The sequence below is a fragment of the Polaromonas sp. genome, assembly GCF_029945685.1.
Classification (GTDB): Bacteria; Pseudomonadota; Gammaproteobacteria; order Burkholderiales; family Burkholderiaceae_C; genus Polaromonas.
The window spans coordinates 15532-31823 of record NZ_JAQSDA010000027.1 but is presented as its reverse complement, the minus strand read 5'-3'; the positions used below and the strand labels follow the sequence as shown (position 1 = coordinate 31823).

Annotated in this window: 14 protein-coding genes; 9 read left to right on the top strand and 5 right to left on the bottom strand. The window is 63.9% G+C overall.

Going from position 1 to position 16292, the window contains the following annotated elements; translation table 11 throughout:
- Positions 1-15 precede the first annotated feature (15 nt).
- The 7 genes from PSV26_RS18565 to PSV26_RS18535 all read left to right on the top strand — a co-directional run bounded on the left by PSV26_RS18565 (position 16) and on the right by PSV26_RS18535 (position 7282).
- On the top strand, positions 16-1209 hold the full coding sequence (locus PSV26_RS18565) for a substrate-binding domain-containing protein (protein WP_300572901.1): 1194 nt from the start codon (positions 16-18) through the stop codon (positions 1207-1209).
- Between the two features lie 172 nt (positions 1210-1381).
- Positions 1382-2158, top strand: coding sequence for an ABC transporter ATP-binding protein (locus PSV26_RS18560; RefSeq protein WP_300572898.1), 777 nt, complete (start codon positions 1382-1384; stop codon positions 2156-2158).
- Positions 2155-2880, top strand: coding sequence for an ABC transporter ATP-binding protein (locus tag PSV26_RS18555; RefSeq protein ID WP_300572895.1), 726 nt, complete (start codon positions 2155-2157; stop codon positions 2878-2880). Before PSV26_RS18560 ends, PSV26_RS18555 begins: the two co-directional genes overlap by 4 nt.
- Positions 2877-3857, top strand: a complete 981-nt coding sequence (locus PSV26_RS18550; protein WP_300512716.1) for a branched-chain amino acid ABC transporter permease — start codon at positions 2877-2879, stop codon at positions 3855-3857. The genes PSV26_RS18555 and PSV26_RS18550 overlap by 4 nt, the downstream gene beginning before the upstream one ends.
- A 127-nt stretch (positions 3858-3984) precedes the next feature.
- On the top strand, positions 3985-5067 hold the full coding sequence (locus tag PSV26_RS18545; protein WP_300572892.1) for a branched-chain amino acid ABC transporter permease: 1083 nt from the start codon (positions 3985-3987) through the stop codon (positions 5065-5067).
- 28 nt (positions 5068-5095) lie between these two features.
- Positions 5096-6247, top strand: coding sequence for an ABC transporter substrate-binding protein (locus PSV26_RS18540; RefSeq protein WP_300572889.1), 1152 nt, complete (start codon positions 5096-5098; stop codon positions 6245-6247).
- Between the two features lie 168 nt (positions 6248-6415).
- Positions 6416-7282: an alpha/beta hydrolase gene (locus PSV26_RS18535; protein WP_300512711.1), complete on the top strand. Its 867-nt coding sequence runs from the start codon at positions 6416-6418 to the stop codon at positions 7280-7282.
- A gap of 92 nt (positions 7283-7374) precedes the next feature.
- On the opposite strand, the gene PSV26_RS18530 is transcribed toward PSV26_RS18535, so the two are convergent.
- From PSV26_RS18530 to PSV26_RS18515, 4 genes are all read right to left on the bottom strand, one after another.
- Positions 7375-7827, bottom strand: a complete 453-nt coding sequence (locus PSV26_RS18530) for a GNAT family N-acetyltransferase (protein WP_300572887.1) — start codon at positions 7825-7827, stop codon at positions 7375-7377.
- An 11-nt stretch (positions 7828-7838) separates the two neighbouring features.
- A complete protein-coding gene (locus PSV26_RS18525) occupies positions 7839-9569 on the bottom strand; it encodes an ABC transporter ATP-binding protein/permease (RefSeq protein WP_300572884.1) in 1731 nt (576 codons plus the stop codon).
- 63 nt (positions 9570-9632) lie between these two features.
- Positions 9633-9920 carry a hypothetical protein gene (locus tag PSV26_RS18520; RefSeq protein WP_300572882.1) on the bottom strand — a complete coding sequence of 96 codons (288 nt, stop codon included), beginning with the start codon at positions 9918-9920 and terminating at the stop codon, positions 9633-9635.
- Positions 9921-9922: 2 nt separating this feature from the next.
- Positions 9923-10612: a ProQ/FINO family protein gene (locus PSV26_RS18515; protein ID WP_300572879.1), complete on the bottom strand. Its 690-nt coding sequence runs from the start codon at positions 10610-10612 to the stop codon at positions 9923-9925.
- 231 nt (positions 10613-10843) lie between these two features.
- Between PSV26_RS18515 and PSV26_RS18510 the strand changes: the two genes are divergently transcribed.
- Together PSV26_RS18510 and PSV26_RS18505 are read left to right on the top strand one after the other, a co-directional pair.
- Positions 10844-11626 (top strand): DUF4189 domain-containing protein, encoded by a 783-nt coding sequence (locus tag PSV26_RS18510; protein WP_300512705.1) that lies wholly within the window; start codon positions 10844-10846, stop codon positions 11624-11626.
- 91 nt (positions 11627-11717) lie between these two features.
- Entirely contained in the window at positions 11718-15182 is a 3465-nt protein-coding gene (locus PSV26_RS18505) for a tetratricopeptide repeat protein (protein WP_300572876.1), read from the top strand.
- Positions 15183-15186: 4 nt separating this feature from the next.
- On the opposite strand, the gene hemH is transcribed toward PSV26_RS18505, so the two are convergent.
- Positions 15187-16290, bottom strand: a complete 1104-nt coding sequence (hemH, locus tag PSV26_RS18500; RefSeq protein WP_300512703.1) for a ferrochelatase — start codon at positions 16288-16290, stop codon at positions 15187-15189.
- Between the last annotated feature and the right edge of the window lie 2 nt (positions 16291-16292).

Here is a 16292-nt window from a genome sequence, read left to right as displayed (position 1 = left end):
CAACAGGAGACATCCATGCATCGTCGCAACCTGATCGCGCTTGCCGCCATCGCCACCGCTTTTGTTTCCCCGCTGGCCCTGAGTCAGTCCAAAGAAGTCAAGATCGCCATCATTGCCAGCAAGACAGGCCCGCTGGAGGCCTACGCCAAGCAGACCATCGTCGGCTTTTACATGGGGCTGGATTACGCCACGGGCGGCACCATGATGGTGGCGGGCAAGAAGCTCGTCGTGATCGAAAAGGACGACCAGGGCAAGCCCGACGTGGGCAAGGCAGCGCTGGCCGCCGCCTATGCCGATGAAAAGGTCGACATCGCCGTGGGACCGACGGCCTCGCCCGTGGCGCTGGCCATGCTGCCAGTGGCCGAGGAATACAAGAAGATCCTGCTGGTCGAGCCTGCCGTGGCCGACAGCATCACCGGCGACAAGTGGAACAAGTACATCTTCCGCACCGGCCGCAACTCCAGCCAGGATGCCGCCGCCAACGCCGTGGCGCTGGACCAGCCGGGCAGTGTGGTCGCCATTCTGGCCAACGACAACGCCTTCGGCCGCGATGGTGTGAAGGCCGCCAAGTCCTTCATGAAGAACGCCAAGATCGTTCACGAAGAGTACCTGCCGGTGGGTACCACCGACTTCACCGCCGGCCTGCAGCGCATTGTGGACAAGCTCAAGGATCAGCCGGGCAAGAAATATCTGTCGGTGGGCTGGTCGGGAAGCCCCACACCCTTTCCGAAGATCGCTGACCTGGATCTTGAAAAGCGCTACGGCATCAAGCTCGCCACAGGCGGCAACATCCTGCCCGCCATGGTGGCCTACAAGAGCTTCCCGGGCATGGAGGGCGCGCTGTACTACTACTTCGGCATCCCCAAGAACCCGGTGAATGACGCGCTGGTGGCCCAGCACTACAAACAGTTCAAGGCGCCGCCTGACTTTTTTACGGCGGGCGGTTTCTCGGCAGCCATGGCGGTTGTGACTGCGCTCACCAAAACCGGCGGCGACACCAACACCAACAAGCTGATCTCCACCATGGAAGGCATGAGTTTTGACACGCCCAAGGGCAAGATGACCTTCCGCAAGGAAGATCACCAGGCCATGCAGAGCATGTTCCATTTCCGCATCAAGGCCGACCCGGCATTCGCCTGGGGCGTGCCCGAACTGGTCCGCGAGATCAAGGCGGAAGAGATGAATATTCCCATTACCAATAAACGGTAATTTCCGCACTGTCATTGCGGGCCTGACCCGCAATCCATGCCGCGCTGACCGGGCGACTGCTGTGTGTTGACACGGTTCCCGGATCTGCTCCGGGATGACAGACGGGGGAGGCTTCGGGCCTCCTGCCGCTTCGCTATGCCGATCCCTGATCCCCGATTCAACGGGAATAGAAATGCTTCAAACCCACGAACTCACGATCCGCTTTGGTGGCCACGTGGCGGTCAATGCTGTCAGCTGCACATTTGCGCCTGGCACGCTGACGGCCATCGTTGGCCCTAATGGCGCCGGCAAAACGACGTACTTCAACCTGATCTCCGGTCAGCTGAAGGCCAGCAGCGGCACAGTCACGCTCAATGGCGAGGAACTCTCAGGGATGGGCGTCTCTGCGCGCACCCATGCCGGTCTGGGCCGGGCCTTCCAGCTGACCAATCTGTTTCCCAACCTCACGGTACTGGAAAACGTGCGCCTGGCGGTTCAGGCCACGCGGCATGGCGCGCACCGGCACGGCCTGAATTTGTGGAGCATCTGGAGCGACCACAAGGCGCTGGTCAATCGGGCTGAAGAAATTCTCGAGGCCGTGGCCATGGAAAGCAAGGCGCAGATGCCGGTGGCCAGCCTGCCGCACGGCGATCAGCGCAAGCTGGAAGTCGCGCTGCTGATGGCGCTGGAGTCGCAGGTCTTCATGTTCGACGAACCGACGGCCGGCATGAGCACCGACGAGGCACCGGTGATCCTGAACCTGATTCGCCAGTTGAAGCAGGACAAGACCAAAACAATTTTGCTGGTGGAGCACAAGATGGACGTCGTGCGTGAATTGGCCGACCGCATCATCGTGCTGCACAACGGCTCGCTGGTCGCCGATGGCGAGCCGGCCGAGGTGATAGCGTCGCCGATTGTGCAGGAAGCCTATCTGGGTGTAGCTCCCGAAGTTGCAGGGGAGGGCGTATGAGCGACCACTTGCTCACTCTGGAAGGCGTGCACACCCATATCGGCGCGTACCACATCCTGCACGGGGTGGACCTGGCCATACCCAAGGGCCAACTCACCATGTTGCTGGGCCGTAACGGCGCCGGCAAGACCACCACGCTGCGCACCATCATGGGCTTGTGGCAAGCCTCGCAGGGAAAAGTGACTTTTGGCGGTCGTGACATCACGCGGCTGACGACGCCGCAGATCGCTGAACTCAATATTGCCTACGTGCCCGAAAGCATGGGCATTTTCTCGGACCTGACCGTCAAGGAAAACATGCTGCTGGCCGCGCGCAGTGCCAGGCGGGCCAGCCAGATGGATGCAGAGCGGCTGAAGTGGATCTTCTCGCTGTTTCCGGCGGTGGAGAAGTTCTGGAACCATCCGGCCGGCAAGTTGTCGGGCGGGCAAAAGCAGATGCTGGCGGTGGCGCGAGCCATCGTCGAGCCGCGTGAACTGCTGATCGTCGATGAACCCAGCAAAGGCCTGGCGCCGGCCATCATCAACAACATGATCGACGCGTTTGCGCAGCTCAAGGCCAGCGGCGTCACCATCCTGCTGGTCGAGCAGAACATCAACTTTGCCAAACGCCTGGGCGACACCGTCGCCGTGATGGACAACGGTGTGGTGGTTCATGCCGGGTCCATGGCCGAGCTGGCTGAAGACACGGCCTTGCAGCAATCGCTTTTGGGGCTTGCCTTATGAAAACAGATTTCGACTGGAAGCCTCTGGCGCTCGTGCCGCTTCTGGCGTTGGGGATTTTTCCCTTCATCGGCTCCGGCTCCACCTGGCTGACCTTGACGGTCGCCGGCCTGGCCATGGGCATGATCATCTTCATCATCGCCTCGGGCCTGACGCTGGTGTTCGGCCTGATGGACGTGCTCAATTTCGGACACGGTGTGTTCATTGCGCTCGGTGCGTTTGTGGCCACCAGCGTGCTCGGCGCCATGAGTGACTACACGCAAAGCGAGTCGATGTTGCGCAACATGCTGGCCGTGCTGCCGGCCATGCTGGTCGCCATGGGGGTCGCCGGTGCCGTCGGTCTGGTGTTTGAGCGTTTTATCGTGCGTCCGGTGTACGGTCAGCACCTCAAGCAGATCCTGATCACCATGGGCGGCATGATCATCGGCGAAGAACTGATCAAGGTGATCTGGGGGCCGGCGCAGATTGCCCTGCCCATGCCCGAAGGCATGCGCGGCTCGCTTCTCTTCGGTGACGCGGCGATCGAAAAATACCGCCTCATCGCCGTGACCGTGGGCCTGGTGGTGTTCGGCGTCCTGGCCTGGACGCTGGTACGGACCAAGGTTGGCCTGTTGATCCGCGCGGGCGTGCAGGACCGCGAGATGGTCGAATCGCTGGGCTACCGCATCAAACGCCTGTTTGTCGGCGTGTTTGTGGTCGGCAGCGCGCTGGCAGGGCTGGGCGGCGTGATGTGGGGCCTGTACCAGCAGAGCGTGACCCCGCAGATGGGAGCCCAGGTCAATGTGCTGATTTTCATCGTCATCATCATCGGCGGGCTGGGCTCCACCGGCGGAGCGCTGATCGGTGCCCTGCTGGTCGGCCTGATGGCCAACTACACCGGTTTTCTGGCGCCCAAGGTGGCGCTGTTTTCCAACATCGCGTTGATGGCCGCCATTCTGCTGTGGCGCCCCCAGGGCATTTACCCCGTGACGAATCGCTGAGGACGACTATGGCCCCCACGCTTTTCACTTCGTGTGCCTCCGCCGTTACGCGGCCCTTTTCACCGGAAGAGGGGGCTGTGCTTGCCTGGGGCGGCCCGGCGCTGCGGCCGTCTATCTGGATTTCATCATGCTGAAAAGACTTCTCTCCAACGACTTCCCGCGCAGCCGCGTGCTGGCCGTGATTCTGGTCGGTCTGCTGCTGGCCCTGGCCTTTGCGCCCTTCATCTTTCCCGGCGTCAAGGCCCTCAGCGTCGCTGCCAAGGTGCTGGTGTTCATCGTGCTGGTGGCCAGCTTTGACCTGCTGCTGGGTTACACCGGCATCGTCAGTTTTGCACACACCATGTTTTTCGGCATCGGCGCCTATGGCATCGCGATTGCGAGCACCCGTCTGGGCGCGACCTGGGAGGCGCTGGCGGTCGGGCTGCTGTCGTCGCTGGCGCTGTCTTTTATGCTGGCGCTGGCAGTGGGCCTGTTCTCGCTGCGCGTCAAGGCCATCTTCTTTGCGATGATCACGCTGGCGGTCGCCTCGGCTTTCCAGACCCTGGCCTCGCAGCTGTCGGAGTTCACCGGCGGCGAGGACGGGCTGAGCTTCAAGGTGCCCGAGCTGCTGTCGCCCAGCATGGAGTTTTTCGATCAGCCTATCCTGGGCGTGTCCATCGACGGCCGCCTGCTGTGTTACTACCTGCTGTTCGTGATCACCCTGGTGTCACTGCTGGGCCTGCTGCGCATCGTCAACTCGCCTTTCGGCCGCGTGCTGCAGGCCATCCGCGAAAACGAGTTCCGTGCCGAAGCCATCGGTTACCGCGTGGTGCTCTACCGCACCACGTCCAGCGTGCTGTCGGCGCTGTTTGCCACCGTCGCCGGCGCCATGCTGGCACTCTGGCTGCGCTACAACGGACCGGACACCTCGTTGTCCTTCGAAATCATGATCGACGTGCTGCTGATTGTCGTGATCGGCGGCATGGGCACGATTTACGGCGCAGCCATAGGCGCGGCGCTGTTCCTGGTGGCGCAGAGCTACCTGCAGGACCTGCTGCGCCTGGGCAGCGAAGCCGCAGGCGGCCTGCCGTGGCTGGCCGCCCTGCTGTCGCCCGACCGCTGGCTGCTCTGGCTCGGCGTCCTGTTTGTTCTATCGGTTTATTACTTTCCCACCGGCGTTGTGGGGCGGCTCAGGGCCGTGCGCAGTCAGGGAGCAACCCCCCGGACCTGAATGCCAGGCCACAAGCAGGAGACAAATCATGAGGACAACCTTGAAGACATGGGGCCGACAGACCTTGGCCGTGCTGGCCCTTTGCGGGCTGGGCGGGGTGGTCGGGGTGGCGCACGCGGCTGATCTGGTCATTGGCCAGGTGGCCCCGCTGTCGGGGGTGCTGGCCAGCACCGGCCACCAGATGGTGGTGGGCGGCAAGATCTATTTTGACCACATCAATGCGCAGGGTGGGGTGCACGGTGCAAAAATCCGTCACGAGGTGGTGGACGACGGCTACAAGGTGGCCGAGACCGTGCGCCTGACGCGCGAGATGCTGGCCAAACCCGAGGTGGTGGCGCTGTTCGGTTTTGCCGGCACGGCCAACGTGACGCAGCTGCTGATGGACGGCGTGCTCGATGTCGGCGGCGCTGCGCTGGTGGCCCCGTACACCGGCGGCGAGTCGCTGCGCAACCCTTTCAACCCGTGGATCTTTCATGTGCGCGCCGGCTACGCTGACGAGACGGAGCACATGGTGCAGCAGGTAACGACGCTGGGCATGAGCCGCATCGCGGTGATGTACCAGGACGACGGCTTCGGCAAAGCCGGTCTGCTGGGCGTCGAGAACGCGCTGGCCAAACGCAAGCTGAAGCTGGCCGTGGCGGCTGGTTATGAGCGCAACACCGACAAGGTCGAAGAAGCGGTCAAAAAGATCAAGGCCTCGGACGCGCAGGCCATCATCATGATTTCGGTCAACAAGTCCACGGCGGCCTTTGTCAAGCTCTACCGCGAGACGGGCGGCGGTGCGCAGCTCTACAACATCTCGGTGGTGGACCCGGCCGAACTGGTCAAGCTGGCCGGCCTGAAAAACGCGCACGGACTGGGCATCAGCCAGGTGGTGCCTTACCCCTTCATGCCGAACACGCCGGTGGTGCGCGAATACCATGCGTTGCTGAAAAAATACGCGCCCGGTGAAGTCGTCAACTACACGAGCTTTGAAGAGTTTGTGGGAGCCAAGGTGCTGGTGGAAGCCCTGCGGCGCGCCGGCGCCAATCCGACGCGGGCCAGGGTGGTCAAGGCGCTGGAGTCCATGAACAGCTTCGACACCGGTGGCGTCGTCGTCAACTACTCACCCGCCAACCGCATCGGCTCACGTTATGTGGAAGTGACCGTGATCGGCAGCACCGGCAAGCTGCTGAAGTAGCCGCTGCGGCGCGGGCCTGGAGAAGAAAAGATTACTGAGCGTTTCCAGATTCATGACAGTCAGAACGCCCAAGCCCCCGCCGGCCCCCTTCCCAGGGGGCCAGGGTGAGTGCGGTCCGATTCACTGTCGTGTATCTGGACAAGATCCATCAACGAGAGAGTCCGCTTCATGCAATTCACGTCTGAGTATTTGACCTGCGCCGGGCGCGAGATCCATTACACCGAATGGGGCCGCCAGCACAGTGCCACCGTCATTGCCTGGCACGGGCTGGCCCGTACCGGACGCGACATGGACGAACTGGCGGCGCACCTCAGCGGCCGCTACCGCGTGATCTGCCCCGACACCATCGGACGCGGCCTGAGCCAGTGGAGCCCCGAACCGAAAGCGGAATACCAGCTGGCGTTCTACGCGCGTATTGCGACAGACCTCTTTGAGCAACTGCACATCGACAGGGCGCATTGGGTCGGCACGTCCATGGGCGGCGCCATCGGCACGGTCTGCGCCTCCGGCCTGTTCGAACCGGCCATGAAAGGCCGCATCCAGAGTCTGGTGCTCAACGACACGGCGCCGCAGATTGCCGACCCGGCGGTCGCGCGGATCAGATCCTATGCAGGCAACCCGCCCGCCTTTGACACCATGCTGGCGCTCGAGGCCTTCTTCCGGCAGGTCTACAAGCCTTATGGCTGGCTGAGCGACGCCCAGTGGCGCCGCATGGCGGAAACCTCGGCGCGCCGCCTGCCCGACGGCCGCCTGACACCCCACTACGACCCGGCCATGGTGCAGCAGTTCACCCACCACCCGGACGACTACCTGATCTGGGAGCATTACGACGCGCTCGAGATTCCCGTGTTGTGCCTGCGCGGCGCCGAGTCCGACCTCGTGCTGCGCGAGACCACCACCGAGATGCAGACCCGCGGCCCGGGCGCCGCAGGCCGGCTGCAGGTGGTGGAAGTGGCCGGCTGCGGCCATGCGCCGGCGCTCAACGTGCCCGATCAGCTGGATCGGGTGGCGGCATTCATCGACGCGGCGGGCTGATTTGCTATTGATTTAATAGCTGGCAGCGCTCGTGGGCAAAGGGCTGGAGGCCGATTTTATGCATCATCCCGGCGCCAACGAGCTGGCTCGGATCACTTTTCATCGAGATAGCCGCGCTCCATGGCCAAGGCCTGGTTTTCAAAAATCGCCATGGCCGTGCGCATGCGCCTGAAACCCAGTTTTCGGTAGAAGCCTTCTTTGCCGGGAACCGCGTAGAGAATGATTTTCCGGTGGCCACGGGACAGGTCCACGAGTTTGCCGACGATCTGCTGGCCCAGGCCGGTTCCCTGGTGGCTGGGCATCACCGCAACGTCGCAGATGTAGGCACAGTCCACGCCATCGGCGAGCGCCCGGCCAACGCCCACCAGTTTGCCGTCCCCATAGACGAAGCACCGGAACATGCTGTTCGTGAAGACAGTTTTCAGGTCGGCCGGCTTCTTGTTCCCCAGCGGCGCCGCGAGGTAAAGGGCGGAGAGTTCGTTCCAGTCGACCTTGTCGATGTGGTGGGTCCAGACCAACGGCACATTGTTCTCCTGATCAATCAAGGGCCGCCATCTTATGGGGCCCAGTGGTAGGTGGCTGCCGCATGCAGCGTCCAGCTGCCGTCACCGGGCAGCTCCAGCACCTGATGGTGGTGCTTGAGCAGCGCCTGGCGGTGGCTGACGCTGATGGGGGTGATGGCCAGGCCGGCGAGCTGGCCGTACAGGCGCTCCTCGTTGCTCGCGTCCAGCGCGCTGGTGGCCTCGTCGAGCAGCAAGTAGCGCGGCTTGGCGAGCAGGGCGCGGGCGAAGGCCAGCCGCTGTTGCTCGCCAACGGAAAGCACCTTGGCCCAGTCCAGCTCGGCCTCCAGCCCGCCGAAACGTTCTGCCAGCGTCGGCAGGTTCACCCGGTTCAGCCATGACAGCAGCTCTTCGTCCGAGACTTCGCGATCGGTCTGCGGGTAGGTCAGCTGGCAGCGCAGATCGCCCAGCGGCAGGTAGGGCTGCTGGGGCAGGAACAACATGTCCGGCCCGGCCGGGCGCACCACCTCGCCCGAGCCCGTGTTCCACAAGCCGGCCATCACCCGCAGCAGCGAGCTTTTGCCTGCGCCGCTAGCGCCGACGATCAGCAGCCCTTCACCCGGGGGAACAGCCAGCGTGAGCCCCTGAACCAGCAGGTGCTCCCGGTTCGGCGTGAGCACCGTCAGGCGGTCCAGGGCCAGCTCAAAGCCAGGTGTGGTGCGGATCTGCTGCGAGGCGTCATCATTGGGCCCGTCGGGCTGGTTGGCCTGGGCATCCAGCGCCTGCGAGAAGGCATGCAGCCGGTCCACCCCGGCGGAAAAGCGGCTCAGGCCCTCGAAGTGTTCGACGATCACCGTGAGTGCGCTCAGGATCGCGGCGAAGGCGCCGGCGGCCTGGATCGCGCGCCCGACCTCCAGTTTTCCGGAGAGCACATCGCCGGCAATGATCACGGTGGGCAGCACCACCGTCAGAAAGCTGTGGGCGAACTGGAAGAGGTTGAGCTTGAACTGCCAGCGAATCACCTGCTGGAAGTTGGCATAAGCCGCCTGGAAGATGCGCTGCAGCGCCGAGATCTCGCGCGCTTCCCCGTCGTAGAAGGCGATCGGCTCCGCATGTTCGCGCACCCGCACCAGACTGAAACGGAAGTCTGCCTCGCGCTGCAGCTGGCGGAAATTCAGGCCGATCAGCCGCTTGCCGAACACCGAGCCGGTGAACCAGGTGCTGAACACGGCATAGCCGATCAGGAAGTAAACCAGCCCCTGGGAAATGGACCACAACACACCGGAAAAGGCGATCAGCTGGATGAAGGCGCCCAGCACGATCATCGAGAAGTACAGCGACTGCTGGGTGAAGGTGTTGATGTCCTCGGCAATACGCTGGTCGGGGTTGTCGATGCCGGCGACGGCGTTGAGCCGGTAGTAGGCGCGCTGATGAAAATAGCGCGCCAGGAAGCGGTGCGTCAGCCACCGGCGCCAGCGCAGGCTCAGGGTGTCGCGCACGAAGTAGTACAGGCCGTAGAGCGGAACCGCCGCGACGAGGATGGCCGTGTAGCGCCAGATCGAGGCCCAGAAGCGTTCGGTGTCCCCCGCGGCCAGGGCGGAGGTGAACTCGCCGGTCTCGTGGTTGAACAGCACGCTGACGGCCGTCTGCGCCAGCAGCAGCAGAATCAGCAGAGCCAGCAGACCCCGGGAACGCCAGCGTTCATCCGAGAGCCAGTAGGGCCGGGCGATCGCCACAAAGCGTCGCCACAGGCGGACATTGAAGCCCGGTGCTGCTTCTGTGCTCATGGCTGCTGCAAGGCCTGCTGGCTTATGTCGGAGGGGCGGTCCATTCCCCTATTGGACATGAATTCAGGGCGGGGCCAGAACGGCGGTGATCACGGCCTCGTCGGGCGCTGCGAAGGCGGTGTTGTGCCGGTCGGTCAGGGGGCCGCCGCCCGGAAAAACTTCACCCTGGGCGCCGTAACCGATGGCCTTGAACTTCCATTGTCCGCCAATCAGCTTGAGGTTGCCCACATGGAGGTCCGGACCGGCCAGCACGCAGTAAACGCCGTCATTGACCCTGCTGAGCGTCAAGGCTGGCAAGGCCTTCACCTTCGCTTGTCCGGGAATGTCCGGACGTGCCCGGCCGTCGGCCATGGTCAGGCCTCGATGGCCGCGAAGAGCTCGCGCTTGTCGAGGCCGTACATGTCGGCAAATTCCTCGGCGGTCTTGCCACTGTTTTCAAAGGTGCGACGCAGTGCTTCGCGTTTGGCCAGCTTCTGGTCGCGCTCGGCAAAGGCTTCCTCGAGCAGGGCAGTGGCTTCCAGGTCATTGGTCTGGACCCGGGCCTGGTAGTCCTGGCGAGTCAGGCCACTGGCCTCGAAAGCTGCCATCAACTGCGCACGGAACTTGGGCCGCAGGTCCTCGCGGGCGCGGGCCTGGCGGCGGCGGAACAGTTCAAGCAGTGACAGGTAGACATGTTCGGGCGCCACGTCGTCACCCGCATTTCCCTGCAGGTCGTGGCGTTTGTTGCCAGCGGTGACGCATTGCAGGTAACGGGTGGAGCGTGTATGGATGCCCAGCGCCGCCTTCAGGCTGTCGCGCTGGAAGTGGTCGGGGTGCGCGGCCAGCAGCTCCTGAAAAATACCGAGCTTGAGCGGCAGGAAATGGGCGCCGAAGAGGTGCGGGTAAAGCTCGAACAGTTTTTCGAGCACCGCTTGCGCCGAACGCGACCGACCTGCTGCGGTGGCGGGCTCGCCCGCCGGCGCGCCGGAGGGCTGGCAGGTCGGCGTGATTTCGTCCGCCGGAGCGGATTCGACGGGGACTGCACTTGTTTCTGAAGGGGTCATGGTCATGGGGGTCATCTTTGGGGCAACCCGTGATTGTCAACCAAATGGGCCGGCCGCAGTGTAAACCCCATGTTCATGGGATCTGAAATGCTGTCGGTTACCGGTTTGTGGCAACTTCGGGCATTCATAATTTGACTGCCATGGAGGAAGGGCTTTCCTCATGCCAAGCGTGCCGCGCATCCCGGATCTTCTTGCGCGTTGTGTCCAACCTATTTCTGACAGGGAACCACCATGATTTCTGGAATGAAGGCTGTCGCAGCCAGACTCGTTTTTGCCTTGCTGCTTTCGTTTGTCGGGGGGCAGGCCATCGCCGCGGGGGCGCTGGCCATTGACAGCCTGCAGGGTGAAAAATACGGCTTTTCCTTCAACCACCCGACGACCGAGCAGGCCGAGCAGCGTGCGATGCGGGAGTGTGGTTCAGACTGCGCCGTGGTGCTGCGCTTTCGCGCTGAATGCGGCGCCTACGCGGCCGATCAGGCCAAGGGCTCCAATGCCTACGGTTGGGGAACCGGTGCGACAAGCTCCATCGTCCAGCAGCGCGCCTTGTCGGAATGCCGGGCCAAGGGCGGCTCGAGCTGCAAGGTCCGTTCATGGGGCTGTGACGCCACGAAGGCCTCTTCCGACCAGGATGCCGGGTCCAGGAACAACAACACCGCCAGCGCGGAATTCCAGATGCAGGGTGACTGGGAGGTGGACTATGCCGGATCGGCCGGGTTCCCCTACAGAGGAACCTTGCGAGTCAATGAGACATCCGGCAACGGGGTCTACCGAGGCGTGATGGTTCTGGCTTACACCAACAACCAGGGCCAGTCCAAGAAAGTTCAGCAGAACACGCTGATCACAGTTCGCGGAAACACCGTCACGATCAAGGGCGGCAATCCTGTCTACCTGCAAGGGTCGGGCAACTACGACCCCGACGCGTTCACTGTGACCATCGGCAGTTCCAATGTCCTGCGCGGCCAGAACAACGACGCCGGCGGCGCTGGTGGCTCCGTGGTGATCACCCGGCGTTAAGTCCCTCCGGAGCGTCCAATCAGGTGTTGGTGCCGGGTGTCTCGCACGGGGCCGGCGCGCGCAGATCGGGCCGGACCTAAAATCCGGGTGAATGAAACACGGCAGAGCTCCCTTACCGCAGGCCAGGCCTGCGCTTGCGCCCATGGATCCGGCGGGCGAGGCGGGGCAGGCCCTCGGCCTCAAGCTGCAAACGGCCCTGGACCTGCACCAGCAGGGACAGCTCGATCAGGCGGAGGTGCTGTACAAGGAAATCCTGCAGGTGCAGCCCCGGCACTTTGATGCGCTGCAACTGCTGGGCACGGTGGCCGTGCAACGAAACCATTCGGCTGAAGCCATCGTCCTGTTTGAGCTGGCTCTGAAGATCCATCCTGAGGACGCCAGCGTACTCAGCAACCGCGGGTCCGCCTTGCTGAGCCTGAAGCGGGCGCAGGAAGCATTGGACAGCTGTGAGCGCGCCTTGCGGGTGCGGCCTGACTACGCCGAGGCACTGAGCAACCGGGGCAATGCCTTGCGGGCGCTGGGGCGTCCGGTGCAGGCGCTGGAGAGTTACGACCACGCGTTGCGGATCAAGCCGGACCATGCGGAAGCGCTGAGCAACCGCGGTGCCGCCTTGCGGGCCTTGAACCGGCATGTCGAAGCGCTGGACAGTTACGACCGCGCGCTCAGGCTCAAGCCGGCGTTTGCCCAGGCACTGAACAACCGGGGCGCAGCCCTGCAGGACCTCAATCGTCATGCCGAGGCGCTGGAGAGTTTTAGCCGAGCGCTGCAGGTCCAGCCCGACCATGCCGAAGTTCATTTGAACGAAGCGCTGTGCCGGCTGCTGCTGGGCGACTTTGCAGGGGGCTGGGAAAAGTACGAATGGCGCTGGAAAAAAGAGCCCGCGCCGTCGGCGCCCAGAAACTTCCGCCAGCCCCTTTGGCTGGGCCAGGAGTCGCTGGCGAACAAGACGATTCTTCTGCACGCCGAGCAGGGCCTGGGCGACACCCTGCAGTTCTGCCGCTACGCCAAAGAGGTGGCGGCGCTCGGCGCGCGCGTGGTGCTGGAAGTGCAGCCGGCGCTCAAGAGCCTGCTCCAGGGCCTTGAAGGCGTCAGCCTGCTGCTGGGCCGCGGCGAGCGCCTGCCCGACTTTGACTACCACTGCCCGTTGCTGAGCCTGCCGCTGGCGTTCAAGGTCGATCTGGGCAACATCAGCGGCGAGCCCTACCTGCACAGCAACCCGGACAAACGCCAGGCTTGGCAAGAGCGACTGGGTCCGACCCGCAACAAGCGCATCGGCCTGGTGTGGAGCGGCAGCACAGGCCACCAGAACGACCACAACCGCTCATTGGCGCTGCAAGACTTCCAGGCATTGATGGAGAGTCACCGACAGGCCGACTGCTACTGCCTGCAAAAAGAGCTGCGTCCGGACGACCGGGCGGCGCTGGCCAACACGCCCGGGCTGACCTTACTGGGCGACTCCCTCCAGGATTTCAGCGACACCGCCGCAGTGGTGGCACTGATGGACCTGGTGATCACTGTCGATACCAGCGTGGCGCACCTGGCGGGAGCCCTGGGCAAGGAGGTCTGGATCCTGCTGCCCTTCAGCCCCGACTGGCGCTGGTTGCTCGACCGCAGCGACAGCCCGTGGTACGCGTCAGCACGGCTGTTCCGGCAGCCCGCCCCGGGGGATTGGGCCAGTGTGCTGGGCCAGGTACAGGCGGCGTTAAGGCTGCGTCTGGCTGCGTCGCCGCGCGAACCCCAACCCGAACCCGGCCGCGCGCTTGCGCCCACTCAAAAGCCGCCGGCGAAGACGGTCCAGGACTTGGCCGCCCAATTGGCGCAGGCGGTGAGCCTGCACCAGCAAGGACAGCTCGATCAGGCCGAAGCGCTGTACAAGCAGATCCTGCAGGTGCAGCCGGCGCACTTTGATGCGCTGCAGCTGCTGGGAATGACTGAAGCGCAGAAGAACAACCCTGCCGCAGCACGGGTCCTGTTTGAGCAGGCCCTGAAAATCCACCCCCAACATGCCGGTGCGCTCAACAACTATGGCAATGTATTGCGAGCCCTGAAGCGCCCTGAAGAAGCGCTGGCCAGCTATGACCGGGCGCTCCAACTCCAGCCGGACTATGCAGAAGCACTCGTTAACCGTGGCAACACGCTTTGGGAACTCCAACGGGCTGAGGAGGCACTGGCCAGTTATGACCTTGCGGTGGATATCGATCCAGGCAACCTGGAAGCACTGGGCAACCGGGGCAGTGTGCTGGGAAGCTTGAAACGCCCGGCGCAAGCGCTGGAGAGTTTTGATCGTGTGCTGGAGATCCGGCCAGACGATGCGCAGGCCCTGTGCAACCGTGGCAATGCCTTGCTGGATCTGAAGCGAGCGGAGGAAGCGCTGGCGAGTTGTGACCGTGCCCTCCAGGTCAGGCCCGACTTTGCAGAAGCGCTCAGCCATCGTGGCAATGCGTTGCGGGCCTTGAATCGCAACGGCGAAGCGCTTGAGAGCTACGACCGCGCGCTCAGGATCAGGCCGGCCTATGCCGAGGCGCTGAACAACCGGGGTACCGCTCTGCAAGACCTGAAACGTCATGCCGAGGCGCTGGAGAGTTGTGCCCGCGCGCTGCAGCTTGAACCGGACAACGCCGAAGCGCACTGGAACGAAGCGCTGTGCCGGCTGATGCTGGGTGACTTTGCGCAAGGCTGGCAAAGCTACGAATGGCGGTGGAAGCGAGAGCTCAACAAGGACCAGCTTCGCAAGTTCCCCCAACCCCTGTTGCTGGGCAAAGAAGCACTTCAGAACAAGACGATTCTTCTGCACGCCGAGCAGGGCCTGGGCGACACCCTGCAGTTCTGCCGCTACGCCAAAGAGGTGGCGGCGCTCGGCGCGCGCGTGGTGCTGGAAGTGCAGCCGGCGCTCAAGAGCCTGCTCCAGGGCCTTGAAGGCGTCAGCCTGCTGCTGGGCCGCGGCGAGCGCCTGCCCGACTTTGACTACCACTGCCCGTTGCTGAGCCTGCCGCTGGCGTTCAAGGTCGATCTGGGCAACATCAGCGGCGAGCCCTACCTGCACAGCAACCCGGACAAACGCCAGGCTTGGCAAGAGCGACTGGGTCCGACCCGCAACAAGCGCATCGGCCTGGTGTGGAGCGGCAGCACAGGCCACCAGAACGACCACAACCGCTCATTGGCGCTGCAAGACTTCCAGGCATTGATGGAGAGTCACCGACAGGCCGACTGCTACTGCCTGCAAAAAGAGCTGCGTCCGGACGACCGGGCGGCGCTGGCCAACACGCCCGGGCTGACCTTACTGGGCGACTCCCTCCAGGATTTCAGCGACACCGCCGCAGTGGTGGCACTGATGGACCTGGTGATCACTGTCGATACCAGCGTGGCGCACCTGGCGGGAGCCCTGGGCAAGGAGGTCTGGATCCTGCTGCCCTTCAGCCCCGACTGGCGCTGGTTGCTCGACCGCAGCGACAGCCCGTGGTACGCGTCAGCACGGCTGTTCCGGCAGCCCGCCCCGGGGGATTGGGCCAGTGTGCTGGGGCCGGTGCAGGCAGCGTTGACGCTGCGTCTGCAATAAGGGCTTATTGCCGGGCGCCGCGGGCCAGCGCTGCGGCCCGTGACGCGGCCAGCGCCTGCACATCGGGTGAGCTCTGGGTCGGCCAGCCCGACAGATGCTGCAGGGCGATGTCGCGCAGGGCGGCCAGCCATTCCGGGCTGTCGTTGAGGCAGGCGATGTAGTTGAAGGTCTTGCCGCCTGCATGCACAAAAGCTTCCCTGGCCTCCTGCGCTATTTCCTCAAGGGTCTCCAGGCAGTCGCCGGTGAAGCCCGGGCACATCACATCGACGCTTTTGACGCCGGCCCTGGCCAGCGCCACCAGCGTGGGCTCGGTGTAGGGCTCCAGCCACTTGGCCTTGCCGAAGCGTGACTGGAAGGTGACGCGGTACTGATCTTTGGCAAGACCCAGTTCTTCGGCCAGCAGCCGGGCGGTCTTGTGGCACTCGCAGTGGTAGGGATCGCCCAGATGCAGCGTGCGCTCGGGCACTCCGTGAAAACTCATGACCAGCTTGTCGGCGCGGCCATGGGTGGCCCAGTGCGCGCGCACGCGCGCTGCCAGCGCCGCGATGTAGCCCGGGTGGTCGTGGTAGTGGTTGACAAACCGCAGCTCGGGAATGCGGCGTGTTCTGGCGGCCCAGCTGTAGACCGCGTCGAACACGCTGGCGGTGCTGGTGCCGCTGTATTGCGGGTAGGCGGGCAACACCAGGATGCGGGTGACACCTTCGGCCTTGAGCGAGTTCAGCTGCGCGGCCACGGAAGGCTGGCCGTAACGCATGGCATAACGCACCTCCACATGGTGTCCGCGCTCGCCCAGGTAGCCGCGCAGCAGCGTCGCCTGTTTGGCCGTCCAGACCTTCAGCGGGGAGCCTTCCGCGGTCCAGATGCTGGCGTATTTGGCTGCCGATTTTTTGGGTCGCACGCGCAGGATGATGCCGTGCAGGATGAACCACCACAAGGCCTTCGGAATCTCGATCACGCGGTGATCGCTGAGGAACTGCGCAAGGTAGGGGCGCAGCGCTGCGGCGGTGGGCGCGTCGGGCGTTCCGAGGTTGCAGTACAACACGGCGGTGCCGCTGGGCGCGCTGGGCGGCTGGCCGTGCTCAAAGGTGGGTTCGGGAGAAAAAGACATGG

Coding starts and splice junctions, on each gene's coding strand:
- PSV26_RS18565 (WP_300572901.1), top strand. CDS start 16: ATGCATCGTCGCAACCTGATCGCGCTTGCCGCCATCGCCACCGCTTTT.
- PSV26_RS18560 (WP_300572898.1), top strand. CDS start 1,382: ATGCTTCAAACCCACGAACTCACGATCCGCTTTGGTGGCCACGTGGCG.
- PSV26_RS18555 (WP_300572895.1), top strand. CDS start 2,155: ATGAGCGACCACTTGCTCACTCTGGAAGGCGTGCACACCCATATCGGC.
- PSV26_RS18550 (WP_300512716.1), top strand. CDS start 2,877: ATGAAAACAGATTTCGACTGGAAGCCTCTGGCGCTCGTGCCGCTTCTG.
- PSV26_RS18545 (WP_300572892.1), top strand. CDS start 3,985: ATGCTGAAAAGACTTCTCTCCAACGACTTCCCGCGCAGCCGCGTGCTG.
- PSV26_RS18540 (WP_300572889.1), top strand. CDS start 5,096: ATGAGGACAACCTTGAAGACATGGGGCCGACAGACCTTGGCCGTGCTG.
- PSV26_RS18535 (WP_300512711.1), top strand. CDS start 6,416: ATGCAATTCACGTCTGAGTATTTGACCTGCGCCGGGCGCGAGATCCAT.
- PSV26_RS18525 (WP_300572884.1), bottom strand. CDS start 9,569: ATGAGCACAGAAGCAGCACCGGGCTTCAATGTCCGCCTGTGGCGACGC.
- PSV26_RS18520 (WP_300572882.1), bottom strand. CDS start 9,920: ATGGCCGACGGCCGGGCACGTCCGGACATTCCCGGACAAGCGAAGGTG.
- PSV26_RS18515 (WP_300572879.1), bottom strand. CDS start 10,612: ATGACCCCTTCAGAAACAAGTGCAGTCCCCGTCGAATCCGCTCCGGCG.
- PSV26_RS18510 (WP_300512705.1), top strand. CDS start 10,844: ATGATTTCTGGAATGAAGGCTGTCGCAGCCAGACTCGTTTTTGCCTTG.
- PSV26_RS18505 (WP_300572876.1), top strand. CDS start 11,718: ATGAAACACGGCAGAGCTCCCTTACCGCAGGCCAGGCCTGCGCTTGCG.
- hemH (WP_300512703.1), bottom strand. CDS start 16,290: ATGTCTTTTTCTCCCGAACCCACCTTTGAGCACGGCCAGCCGCCCAGC.